The sequence below is a fragment of the Hymenobacter siberiensis genome (assembly GCF_018967865.2).
In the GTDB taxonomy this organism is placed as follows: domain Bacteria; phylum Bacteroidota; class Bacteroidia; order Cytophagales; family Hymenobacteraceae; genus Hymenobacter; species Hymenobacter siberiensis.
Window position 1 is genome coordinate 26,478 of record NZ_JAHLZY020000002.1, and the last position, 11,522, is coordinate 37,999.

Consider the following 11,522-nt stretch of genomic DNA (forward strand, 5'->3'; position numbering starts at 1 on the left):
GCTTCATTTTCGGCCGGTACCATGAGTATCGAGGTGGTCTGGTTTGGTCGAACCCGGGCGGGCTGTCATCTTTCGGTTACGGTTCAACCCTAGCAGCGCCCGTTGCCATGGATACCTTCTTGGCCCTCAACCGCTGCCCACACATCGTGGCCGGTTTTACTGGCTTTTTTGCGGCCCCGGCCATGCGCAAAGACGGGGTAGCACATCGGCGCTGGGGGGTAGCCTACAATTCTGGGCGTGCCGCTTACCCGCTATTGGCACCAGCGTGGGCGGGCGGGCGCAGCGTGTTAGCCCCGCACCAGGCTCCGGTTTATTCGGCTCACCAGCGCCGGCCCTTCGTAGATAAAGCCGGTATAAAGCTGAATCAGCGAAGCCCCGGCGGCCAGCTTCTCCTGCGCATCGGCCGCCGAATGGATGCCGCCAGCGCCAATAATCGGCAGCCCGCCGTCGGATTTCTGGTGCAGGTAGCGGATGACTTCGGTGGCCCGTGCCCGTAACGGCCGGCCGCTCAGACCGCCCGCGCCCAGCGAGGCCACATGGCCCGGCTCGGTACTCAGATTATCGCGGCTGATGGTGGTATTGGTGGCTACAAGGCCACTGAGCTGCGTTTCATGGGCTATTTCCAGAATGTCGTCGAGCTGCGAATCGGTGAGGTCTGGCGCGATTTTGAGGAGCAGGGGGCGTGGCACGGCGCGGGCCTGGTTGCGGGCCTGCACCTGCTGCAAGAGCTCAATCAGCGGCTTTTTCTCTTGGAGCTGGCGCAGATTGGGCGTGTTGGGCGAACTCACGTTCACCACGAAGTAGTCGACCACCTCGGCCAGCGCCTCAAAGCCGGCCACGTAGTCCTCGGCGGCGCGCTCGTTGGGCGTGTCCTTATTTTTGCCGATGTTGCCGCCGATGATGAGCTGGCGGTTGCGGCGCCGTGCCAGCCGCGCCGCCACCACGGCCGCCCCGTCGTTGTTAAAGCCCATGCGGTTCACCAAGGCCTCGTCCTGTGGCAGCCGAAACAAGCGCGGCTGCGGGTTGCCGGGCTGCGGCCGGGGCGTCACCGTCCCGATTTCCACGAAGCCGAAGCCCAACGTGGCCAGTTCATCGGTCAGCGCTGCATTCTTATCAAACCCCGCCGCCAGCCCCACCGGGTTCGGAAATTTCAACCCAAATACCTCGCGCGCCAGGCTGGGGTGCTGGAAATTATACATTGCCCGCAGCAGCGCCGGCGTGCCCGGCACCCGCGCCGCCCGGCGCAGGTTGTCGAAAACGAGGTGGTGGGCGCGCTCGGCGTCGAGGTTGAAGAGCAGGGGTTTGACGAGGGACTTATACACGGGAAGCGGGGCCAAATTAGCGGTTAAGGTCGGTGAATAATCCTCTAAAACCAGTCGTAGGCCCGGAATAATATCTTGTGAAATTTGCCACAGCCTTGCCCGAGCACCGCAGGAATCAGGAATGACATTATAGAAGCAGGAAGCCGAACAGGTATGGTGGGCGATGAAACAGGCAAACGCCGGATGCCAGCAAGCCGGCGAAGGTCAATCCGCTACCCGGGAGCAAAGATGGCATAGTCGTGTCAGATTGCTCCCCTGAGCGCCTGGTTTCGAGGTTACGAAACTCATCCCCTCGGCACGTTTCGTAAACTTTGATTCGTAGACGGGTTTTTTAAACTCGCCCCGCGCTACAGCGGCCTGCTGGCACTTGGTACTGGCCAGCTGCCAGGCGTTTAGCGAAAGAAGGCGTTTCAGGGGGCTGGGTTTGGGGTGGCCGCTGCTTGGCTAGGAGCGCCGCCAAGCGCTTACTGGCGCAGAAAATCAAGCACCGTTTTGGTCAGCGCCACGCGCTTGTTGCTGAACGGGTGGTCTGTGGCCCATACTTCATACCGAAAGCCCGCCTTGTTGGCGGCTCCGATGAGCTTAATCCAGGCTTCGTTGCGCCGGTTTTCGTCGAGAAATACCAGTTGCCGCGTGCGCAGTCCCGGGCCCAGGGCCGTGAGCTGATACGCCGACGCATTGGCCAGCACCGGTGCCAGCAGCGCCTTGCCCGAGGTATTGTGCAGCATGAACAGGCCGTCGGCGTACTGTTCAAAGGCCGCTAAGCGGGCTTTATCCGGCTCGGCGGCCGCCGTGTAGATATCCCAGGGGGAAAGGATGACGGCTTTTTTGAGGGCCGGCAGTTGGGCCATCGCCTGCAAGCCCACCCAGCCGCCCATGCTGTGGGCCAACAGTGCCAGCCGGGTCGTGTCGATGCGTAAAGGTTTCGCCTGCTGCTGGCAAAACCGGACCACGCTGGCTACGTCCTCCACGCAATTGGCAAACGAAAAGTCGCCCTCGCTGCCCCAGGAGCCGCGGTAGTCAAAGTAGAGTACGTTCCAGCCCGCGCGCCGCACGGCTTGAGCCACGTCCAAGTTGCGCTCGTTGCCCGGAAAGCCATGTAGTAACAGCAGCGTCGGGTGCAGTTGGCTTCCCGCCGCCGTGTACATGAAAGCGGCTAGGCGGCTGCCGTGCGACGCAATGGTTAATTCTTCGAGGCCAGCCGGTGCTCCTACCACGTCCCGGAGGTCCGTCGTTAAGTGCTCCGTGGCGTTGACGGTTTGTGCGTGGGCCGCTGTTTGCGCCAAACAGGCGGCCAGCAGCCCCGCACACGTGGCGAGGGCCAGGAAAGTGTGTTTCATGCTGACAAGTAACGCCAACTTCGTCTTAATGTGCGAGTAAACACCCCTTTTGGGGTTCTTGTTGCAAACGGGCGGATTTACATCCTAAGCCTTTAACACGTTGATTTTAAAATATCTATCAGCAACTTGCAATTACTATTATCAAAAAGGAAATCCTTTCTGATAAGCTCGGGCCACCCGCTCAATTGCTTGGAATCGCTCTTTTTACCACTTTTTTGGAGCTGACCTTTTTGATAAGGTGTGGTTGAAGGGCTTAGCGTGTAAATCCGCCCGTTTGCAACAAGAACCCCTGCATCAGCCAGGTCATGAGGTCGGCTCCGTAGCAGCCGAAGTCCGGCAGGGCCCCGCCGTCGTTCTGCACGGGGTCGGTGAGCCAGGCCAGAAATTCGGCGTTAATGCCGATTTCCTTCGGCCCCTGGTGGCCGTCGTGGGCCACCATTTTGCGGATGTCGCCGAGGGCCCGGTCCTCGTTCACCAGCTGATAGGCCCGCCGGTTGGCGCCCTACCACGTGGTTTCGTAGTTGGTGAGCAGGTGGATGTGGTGCTGGCGGGCCAGGGCGGCCATTTGCCGGGCGTGGTCGAGATTAACGGCCAAGGGCTTCTCCACCATCACGTGGATGCCCTTCGGCGCGCAGGCCTGCACCACGGCCAGGTGCGCGGAGATGCTGCCAAAGGCCGTGACCGCCTCGGGCTTGGCTTTGGCCAGCACTTCGGCCAAGGAGGCGTACACCAGCGCCATGGGGAAGCCGTACTGCCGGGCATAGCGCTCGGCCAGGGCCCGGTTGGGTTCGGCAATGCCCACGAGGACCAGGTCGCCGTGCTGGGCGCGGCCGAGGAGGCCGTGCACGTGCGTATGCGTCAAGCCGGCGATGCCCACCCGCAGCGGCGGGGCGGGGCGGGGCAAAAGCAGCGGATTCGCGGAGTACGAGCAACCACAGCGGCAAAGAGACGGGACATCGTGGGTCGGGCAGGAAGTGTAGAGGAAAAGTAGCCCGCCTTTTGATTCACGGGCCCAATGAGTCCCAAAGAGGGAGCAAAAGCGGTTCGTTATCCTTGCACTACTGGGATAAAATGCTGAACTTTAATCAGGCCGCAGCCAGTTTTAACGCCAGCGCCCACGTCGGAGGGGACCAGCGGGCGTTTGGCCCCCGTGCGCGGAAGCTCGTAGCGGGACGCCCCGGTCGTTCGCCGCCCGCTTTTGTCCCCCCCCCTTTTTTCCCTTCTCTGATGGAACCGCAATCCCCTTCCACGCCGGCGTCTCCCCAAAACGAGTACGCCCCAACCCCAAACCCGGCCGTTACGCCCCCCCCTGCGGCCCCGCTTGCCGCCGCCGCTGCGGGAGGGTCCGATCAAGCGCTGCCGGCGGTGGTCCCCGCCGTTCCGGTGGCGCTGGTTGTTCCCGTTGCGGCCGCGGCCCTTCCGGTGCCCGACGCGGCGGTCGGCGCCCCCGGTGCAGCTGCGAACCCGGTGGCGCCGACCGCCGCGGTTAGCCCGGCCCCGCCCGCAGCCCTGCGCGCGGGAAGCGCCGCGCAGCCAGCGGAAACCCCCACGACGCACACCTTTTCGGTCCCAATCGAAATAACCACCAGCACGCCTTTCCAACCGGCCCCGCCGACCGCCAGCGCCCCGGCACCCGCGCCGGTGACGGGGCCGACGCCCCCCTGCCGAGATGGCCAGCCCACCCCACGGCACCATCGGGTTGCAGTACGCAACGGCCCGCGACAACGCCGAGCCCACCGACCAAGCCCCAGCACCCGAACCACAAGCCCCGCAATAAGCCCCTGGCTACCAGCGTTTCCATCGGGACACGGGTTGGGGCCGGCCCACCGTACCAAGAGCAGAAGCATCCATTAAGGACAGCCCGCTCTTGCTAGTCAGACCCTTTCGCTGAACCCCAGGCATGAAGCTGCGCCCGCCTGAAGAAAAAGCCATCCCCCAGTCCGAGTAGTTAGTAAGCATAATCGCCGTATTTTATTGTTATTTGCTGACAAAATTTATTAATTCCATGAAAACAGCCTTCGAACTCGCATGTGATGCGTACCAATTGCGTAAGGAAGCGGAGCACCGCGCCCGCCTGCGGGCCTTGCAGCACGAAATGGCACGACCGCCCCTACCCGCTCCTCCGCCTGCGGCCGCTTTTCCTCGCCGAAGCCGAGCCTAGGACACCCCAACGCGTCCAGAGAACCAGCTGGGGCACTGGGCCGCACGCGGGGCCCGACTACACGGGAGGTTCGTCATGGGAAAGTACCGTCTTCGTGAACTCAATTTCGCCTAGAAGGAGGGACCATGTAATGCGTGCTGCCCGGAGTTCATTTAAGTTCCAGTACATCCTCTACACTTCATTCATGGGTGGTCGACCACGCACTTTATTATTAGCGCTAGGGGTTCTTTTAGGAAGCAGACATACTCCTACGCCAAGGCCACAAAAGTCAGCTCAAAAGGTCAGTTGCCGTCGTTGAGGCGAGCCATCGATTCGGGAAATGAGTAGTAGAACCGTTTTTAAACGTGCTGGCTGGCCATTTTGCGCATCATTCTGTCGTCCCGCCAAACGTGTATTTTCTGAGACGCGCGCTTTGGAAGTACATCCACGCAGTATAAAGGGCCTTTTGTGGGCTTCGGGCAGGCGTTTGCCCGCTTACTGAAAGAACCCCTGCTCTGGCTTTCCCGAGAACGGCGGCGGCGGCAAGCACAAGCCCCCCCAACCTCTGTAGCCCGGACAGCATACCCGCCGCTCCAAACAGACGCGTGCTTTCTTCCCGTACTTCCCAGCCTACTTTTGTGTGCTTTCGCCACTGCGCGTATTGCGCAGTAGGCAGCTATTACAGACCAATAAACTTATAAATAACTGGTTAGTTGTCAATCGGCAGGCCCCCCTTTAACGCTTTTGTGTTCTGCCCGGCATCCCCCTTCCCTCGTTCATGCACCTCGACTCCCCCGCGCCCGCTTTCACTGCCCTGCCCCAAGACTACGCCCGCTACACCGCCGACGACCAGTGGGTGTGGCGCATCCTGTTCGAGCGCCAGATGCAGGTCCTGCCCACTGCGGCCTCGCGCCGCTTTCTCGAAGGGCTGCCCCGCATCCATTTCCAGGCCGGCTGCATTCCCGACTTCGCCGCCACCAACCCGCTGCTGGAACAGGCCACCGGCTGGAACTTGGTCGCCGTGCCCGGCATCGTCGACGACCGCACGTTTTTTGCGCTGCTGGCGGTCCGGCGTTTTCCGGCCACCACCTGGCTGCGCACCCCGGCCCAGCTCGACTACCTCGAAGAACCCGACATGTTCCACGACGTGTTTGCCCACGTACCGCTGCTTACGGACCCGTTTTTTGCCGATTTCCTGCAAGCCGTTGGCATCCTGGCGCTCCGCCACCTTCACGACCCCTACGCCGTGGAGCTGCTCTCGCGCCTGTACTGGTTTACGGTCGAGTTCGGTCTCATTACCGAAGCAGGCGCGCTCCGCATCTACGGGGCGGGCATTCTGTCGTCGGCCGGGGAGACCCGGTATTGCCTGAGCGATGGGGCCGCCCGACGGCCCTTCGACGTGGCCCATATCCTGGCCACACCCTACGTGAAAGACCGGATGCAGGACGTGTACTTTGTCATCGATTCCTACGAGCAGCTCGTGGCCTCGGTGCCTGCCCTGGAAGCCGAGCTGCTCCGCCTGTTGGCCGCGCAGTCCGCGGAGTTGACCCAGGCGCGTGCTTGAAAATAGAGGAGCCAGCGATTGGTTTTAAAGGGCATATCCTCTTTCTTCCTTGGCAGAAAGACGAGTGGTCCGCCGCGTTTCCATCCGGTGAATGGACAATGAAGTACCGGCTGCCCGTGCGGGAGCCAAAGGACAGTCTACCTCCCTTCGTCGGCATTTTGAAACCTTTCTGAAACCTTTTCAAAACTGTTTTGAAACCCCGCTGCCACACGTTTTGGGGTTCTTGTTCCAAAAGGGCGGTTTTACACGCTAAGCATTTAACTAATTGATTAAGTGGTTATTGCCAATATAAAATCCGAGGCTTATCAAAAAGGAGTTCCTTTTTGATAAGCCTCGGATTTTATATTGATTGCTTGGAATCGCCCTTTTTAAGCAGGTTTTTGGGCTACCCTTTTTGATAAAGGACTTAGCGTGTAAAACCACCCTTTTGGAACAAGAACCCCTACAGTAAACCTATCTTCGTGACACACCTGTAAAAAACGGGTGGAGTATGAGGCATCTAAAAAGGGTTTTGCTATTCTTCTTCTTTCTCGCCCTGGTGCTCTGGAGCCCCATTGGACGGCTAGTGGAGCGCGGCGTCGATGCCCACTTAGTAGGAATACACCGCCGGCAGCTGGCGGACCGGAACACGGTCCTTGACCGCTGGCAATGCCGCCTGCTCTATGGCGGCATCGTGACACTGGGCGGCCTGCGGTACCCCGAGGGCGCCGCCGTCATCGACCATTACCTACACGGCGGCGGCCGGAACCTGTACTTATCGAGTGTGTACATCCGCCACTCCCCGGTGGTGCGCCGGCGGCTCGCGGCCCTGTCCGTGGGCCAGACGGCGGTGGTCACGCTGCAGCAGCAGCAGGATTGGCGGCTGTCCTATGCCCTCAACCCGTTTCGGCTGCGGCGCGAAGCCCACCGCGTGGTCATCTACCAATGGATGGCGTTCGACCCACGGCCGGTGGCCCGCACCGTGCTGGACCTGGGCCTGGTGCGCTTCACGGTTCCGGACGGCCTTGTTCACGTTCTGCACCCTCGGCCGTTTCTAGCCCGTTGCGAATGGACGGAATAAGTGGCTTTGGTTAAAAGTTTGGACCAAAAGTTTAAACTATTGAAGCTGTTTAGAAAGTCCCCGAACGGTCATGCAGCGCGCAGCGCAGCATCTTGCTCGCATCGTCAGGCCCGTTCAACGATGCGAGCAAGATGCTTCGCTGCGCGCTGCATGACCGTTTGAGTACCTTTTGTGACTTTCTAAACAACTCCATTATGTTTCGTCTCGCCAATGGGGTTTAGCAAGGTTCATTGAGGAAGCGGAGGGGGATAAGAGATATATGGCATTTTCAGCCAGCCTCCAACCGGGTTACCGTCTTCTTTTCTTCGACGACCGGGATAATAAGGAAACTTTGTCGGAACCTATCGACAGTCGCTGGCCTGAGGTGGTATAGGTGAAAAGTACTCTACCCTACTATTTTTAGTAATTGATTTTTAGCAAGTTGCCTCGTAATCCAGTTCAGTAGCGTTTCAACCAAGCGGGCCAATGGGTCCTCGGGCAGGGTCAGCGGGCGGGCGAGTTGGCGGAGCAGATTGAGGCCGTGGCGGCTCAGGCTGGCGGCCCGGTAGCCGTGGTTTTTGCGGGCAATGGGCTGGCGGCCGCCGTGGGCGGCCGCGCCCACGCCCAGACAAAACGCGTAGGCCAGGCTGACCAGGGCCACGAGCTTGCGCAGCTTTTGGAAACAGCGCAAGTGGGTGGCTTCCAGGTTAAAGCCCCGCCCTTTCAGATTTTGAAAGCATTGCTCAATCGTCCAGCGCTTGGCATAGAGTTGCTCGAGGTGGTTCAGACCGGCCGTGGCAAACAGGAAGACAAACGCGTCCGCCGCCACGGCCTTGACCCAGACCTGCCCCCAGACTCCGTCGACCTGCACGTGGGCGAAGCGGCGCACCTGCCCCGGCACCAGGCCCAGGTCGGCCACGGCCTGCCGCCGGCCGTCGGCGTGGGTCAGGCAGTGGTGCTTGGGCAGGCGCATGACAAAATTAAGCCCATTGTCTTTGAGCCACTTGAACCACGCATGGCCGACAAATTCCCGGTCGCCCACGACCAGGCCGATGCGGTCTTTGCCCAGCAAGGCCAGGCACTTTTCGAGCACCGCGATGCGGTCGGCGGCGTTGGAGTTGCCGCTGCGGTTGTCGAGCAGGTGCCAATAAAGGGGCACGTGGACCTCGCCCGTGCCGACGGTGACGAGCAGGATGTTCACTTGGCACTGGCCGAAGTCCCACTCCGTGCGGTCGAGGCATAAGCGCAGCTTGCCCTGCGCAGGCAACAAACTCAGTAAAATCCTGGCCACCAGTACGTAATTGAGGTCTACTTCGCGGAAAAAGTCCTGAATGCGCGTTTCGTTCGAGGCGGGCTTGGCCGCGTCATTGAGGTGCTGGGCCACCTCGCCGAATTGCACGTTGCGGCTCTTTATCAGGCCAAGAATAAACTGGCCCACAAACTTTTGGCGGGACAAGTGGCCCACAAACGGGGCCTGCTGCAAAAGCGTCGTAATTTTAGCGGCGAAGTGTTGCTTCACGGGGCAGAACGGGTTTTTGGTGGTGTCGTAACCCCAAAGGTCGGGCTGCCCCGTTTTTGTACCTGAAAAATAGTAGGGTAGAGTAGGTGAAAAGGACAGCGCGAAGTTTTACCTTCCGCTGCCCATGAACGAGAAACTGAGTCTTGTTGGGTTGCCCACCACCCGCAAGTAATACACGCCGGTGTTCAAGGCCGGGTGCGTCCGCCAAGTAGCGGCCGGTGCCCGATAAAGCGACGTGGCCCGTGCCCAGGGCATTTCGCCCGCGCTACTGGGTCGCTGGCAACGCCAGGTCTTGGAAGCAGCCGTGCCCAGCAGCGCGGAGCGCGCCGAAATCAAGCAGCTGCGGGCCGCGCTCTAGCGCGTGGAAATAGAGCGCGCTATTTAAAAAAGTCGTGACCATCTTTTCCCAACTGCCCCAGTCATGAGTCGTTACGCCTTCATCGCGACCCGCACCGAGCGGTGGCCCGTGCAGTTCCTGCGCCGGGTGCTGGCCGTGAGCGCGGTCGGCTACTACCAATGGCGGCAAAAGTCGGCCGCCGTGCCTGCTCCGTGGCAGGCGGCGGCGCAAGCGGCCTTTATGCGCCACGCCCGCCGGTACGGGCACCCGGTGGAGTCTGGCTGGAGCACCCTCAAAACCGAATTTCTGCCCTACGGCACTGCTCTTGCCTCACTCGAAGATGCCCGCTTGAAGGGAGCTTACTACCTCGACACCTGCTTCAACCGCCACCGCCGCCACGCTGCCCTGGGTCGTGCCCGGTAGGGCGACCGCTCGCCCCATCAATTCGAATACGACCTGAAAACCACCCTATCTTCGCTCACTGTCCGTTGTTACTGGACTACCCCAATGCCCACTCCCCGCGTTACCTTCCGCCCTGTACTGACCGGCCTCGCCTTTTTGGCTTGCGCGCTTGGGGCCTGCACGGCCGTCCGAAATCAACCCGCCCTCGACCTGGAGCGCGTCGCCTGGCAGCACGGGGCCGCCGACTGTGCTGGTCAGACCGACCCCGCCATTCAGGTGGTGCGCTACGATGCGCAGACCTGGATTTTGCGGCAAAACAAATGCCTGAACTACGAGGCGCCTTTTCTATTTCTGTTCGTGGGCGAGCAACGGGCCTTGCTGCTGGACACCGGGGCCACGGCTGATTCCGTGGCCTTCCCGCTCTACCGCACGGTGCGGCAACTGCTGCAAAGCGGGGAAACGGCGCACGGCCATCCCTTGGAGCTCGTCGTCGCGCACACCCACAACCACAGCGACCACCGGGCCGCCGATGCGCAGTTTCGCGGCCAGCCCCACGTGCGCCTTGTGGGCCTGGAAGCCGACCAGGTGCAGCAATTCTTCGGCCTGCCGGCCTGGCCCCTGCAATCCGCCGTGTTTGAGCTGGGCCACCGGGCGCTGGAAATCATTCCGATTCCGGGCCACCAGGCGGCCTCCATTGCCGTCTACGACCCCGCTACGCGCCTGCTCTTCACCGGGGACACGGTGTATCCGGGCCGGCTGTACGTGCAGGACTGGCCGGCCTTTCAGGCGAGCATCCAGCGCCTGGTAACCTTTGCCGCCCACCACAAGGTAACCTACGTGGTGGGCAACCACATTGAGATGAGCCGCACGCCCGGCCTCGACTACCCCACTGGCACCACCTTTCAGCCCGATGAGCACGCGCTGCCGTTGCACGTGGCCGAATTGCGAGCGCTCAACCGGGACTTGCAAGCCCTCGGCAAGCAGCCCGCCCGACGAGTGAAGGACGCCTTTATCATCGAGCCGAAGTAAAAGGCCGACCAATGCATCCCAACCCGGGGTAGCCGCATCCTGGCCTTCTTTGTAACAGCAAGGGGATAAAGTTACTGTGAGCAGTTCCGAAGCAGGGCCGGAAAGCTATGGCTTGCTGGGCCGCCCCTAGCGGTGTGTCAAGCCTGATAAGTCAACCTTATCAGGCCTTATCCACTAGACTTTCCCGAAGTAGCATTAGTCGCCCGCGGTTTCCCCGGCCAAGTGGTTGAGCAGCTTTTCGGCATCTTCCTTCAAGTAGGCGGTGCGCACGTATTCGTGGGCCTGGGTGAGGAATGCCACGGCGTAGACGACTTCGCCGAGCACCACCGGAGGGCGCTCGTCCAGTAACAGAAAGAACCGGCCGCGCACCGTGTCAGCTGGGTCAGTGCGCCGACGGGCGTCAAAAACTACCTGGACATCGGCCGAAAGAAGAAGTTTGGCTGCGAAAATCTCGGCGAGGTCCTTCATTTATCGTTGGGCAAAGGTGGCGACATGTGCACTAAACGATATGAGTTCCATGAGTGTCCCTTTGGTAAAGTAACTGCTGCTATAGGCTTTGTGGTGGGTAAATCGCCCTGGCACCACGGCCGGGCACTGTAGCAACACCCCGCAGACCTGTGCCTGTCGTCAATCTTATAAGCTCCTCATATATGTTATGTAAGTGACATTTAACCAATACATTGCATTGGTATATAATAGCATGTTTACCAAACAGACATACTGTTGGCCTTGGTTAAAAGGTTAAACGGGTAGCCGTTCGGTGGCCCGGAGCCGGGGCAGGCCGACGCCCGCTAACGACACCAGGTAGGAGCCAGAAAGGTACACCTTGC

General features: G+C 60.7%; 11 protein-coding genes. 5 read left to right on the plus strand and 6 right to left on the minus strand.

Features of this window, described 5'->3' with window-relative positions:
* Positions 1-287 precede the first annotated feature (287 nt).
* The 4 genes from KQ659_RS20610 to KQ659_RS21970 all read right to left on the minus strand — a co-directional run bounded on the left by KQ659_RS20610 (position 288) and on the right by KQ659_RS21970 (position 3,566).
* Positions 288-1,322: a quinone-dependent dihydroorotate dehydrogenase gene (locus KQ659_RS20610; RefSeq protein ID WP_216691030.1), complete on the minus strand. Its 1,035-nt coding sequence runs from the start codon at positions 1,320-1,322 to the stop codon at positions 288-290.
* 464 nt (positions 1,323-1,786) lie between these two features.
* Positions 1,787-2,662, minus strand: a complete 876-nt coding sequence (locus KQ659_RS20615; RefSeq protein WP_216691019.1) for an alpha/beta hydrolase family protein — start codon at positions 2,660-2,662, stop codon at positions 1,787-1,789.
* 253 nt (positions 2,663-2,915) lie between these two features.
* Positions 2,916-3,137 (minus strand): Gfo/Idh/MocA family protein, encoded by a 222-nt coding sequence (locus KQ659_RS21965; protein WP_332875090.1) that lies wholly within the window; start codon positions 3,135-3,137, stop codon positions 2,916-2,918.
* Positions 3,138-3,164: 27 nt separating this feature from the next.
* On the minus strand, positions 3,165-3,566 hold the full coding sequence (locus KQ659_RS21970) for a Gfo/Idh/MocA family protein (RefSeq protein ID WP_332875091.1): 402 nt from the start codon (positions 3,564-3,566) through the stop codon (positions 3,165-3,167).
* A gap of 2,014 nt (positions 3,567-5,580) precedes the next feature.
* Between KQ659_RS21970 and phhA the strand changes: the two genes are divergently transcribed.
* Complete coding sequence (gene phhA / locus KQ659_RS20625) at positions 5,581-6,366, plus strand: phenylalanine 4-monooxygenase (protein ID WP_216691018.1); 786 nt, start codon at positions 5,581-5,583, stop codon at positions 6,364-6,366.
* Positions 6,367-6,877: 511 nt separating this feature from the next.
* Positions 6,878-7,426 (plus strand): hypothetical protein, encoded by a 549-nt coding sequence (locus KQ659_RS20630; RefSeq protein WP_216691017.1) that lies wholly within the window; start codon positions 6,878-6,880, stop codon positions 7,424-7,426.
* Between the two features lie 385 nt (positions 7,427-7,811).
* Here the strand turns inward: KQ659_RS20630 and KQ659_RS20635 are convergent, their stop codons facing one another.
* Entirely contained in the window at positions 7,812-8,924 is a 1,113-nt protein-coding gene (locus KQ659_RS20635) for an IS4 family transposase (RefSeq protein WP_216688119.1), read from the minus strand.
* A gap of 235 nt (positions 8,925-9,159) precedes the next feature.
* Between KQ659_RS20635 and KQ659_RS20640 the strand changes: the two genes are divergently transcribed.
* The 3 genes from KQ659_RS20640 to KQ659_RS20650 all read left to right on the plus strand — a co-directional run bounded on the left by KQ659_RS20640 (position 9,160) and on the right by KQ659_RS20650 (position 10,692).
* Positions 9,160-9,282, plus strand: a complete 123-nt coding sequence (locus KQ659_RS20640) for a hypothetical protein (protein ID WP_216691016.1) — start codon at positions 9,160-9,162, stop codon at positions 9,280-9,282.
* A 63-nt stretch (positions 9,283-9,345) separates the two neighbouring features.
* Positions 9,346-9,684, plus strand: coding sequence for a hypothetical protein (locus KQ659_RS20645; RefSeq protein ID WP_216691015.1), 339 nt, complete (start codon positions 9,346-9,348; stop codon positions 9,682-9,684).
* Between the two features lie 84 nt (positions 9,685-9,768).
* A complete protein-coding gene (locus tag KQ659_RS20650) occupies positions 9,769-10,692 on the plus strand; it encodes an MBL fold metallo-hydrolase (RefSeq protein ID WP_216691014.1) in 924 nt (307 codons plus the stop codon).
* A 195-nt stretch (positions 10,693-10,887) separates the two neighbouring features.
* Here KQ659_RS20650 and KQ659_RS20655 read toward each other — a convergent pair whose 3' ends face one another.
* Complete coding sequence (locus KQ659_RS20655) at positions 10,888-11,160, minus strand: hypothetical protein (RefSeq protein ID WP_216691013.1); 273 nt, start codon at positions 11,158-11,160, stop codon at positions 10,888-10,890.
* Between the last annotated feature and the right edge of the window lie 362 nt (positions 11,161-11,522).

Excerpts from the sequence above, each read along its gene's own strand:
- KQ659_RS20645 (WP_216691015.1), top strand. The coding sequence starts at position 9,346 with ATGAGTCGTTACGCCTTCATCGCGACCCGCACCGAGCGGTGGCCCGTG.
- KQ659_RS20615 (WP_216691019.1), bottom strand. The coding sequence starts at position 2,662 with ATGAAACACACTTTCCTGGCCCTCGCCACGTGTGCGGGGCTGCTGGCC.
- KQ659_RS20655 (WP_216691013.1), bottom strand. The coding sequence starts at position 11,160 with ATGAAGGACCTCGCCGAGATTTTCGCAGCCAAACTTCTTCTTTCGGCC.
- phhA (WP_216691018.1), top strand. The coding sequence starts at position 5,581 with ATGCACCTCGACTCCCCCGCGCCCGCTTTCACTGCCCTGCCCCAAGAC.
- KQ659_RS20650 (WP_216691014.1), top strand. The coding sequence starts at position 9,769 with ATGCCCACTCCCCGCGTTACCTTCCGCCCTGTACTGACCGGCCTCGCC.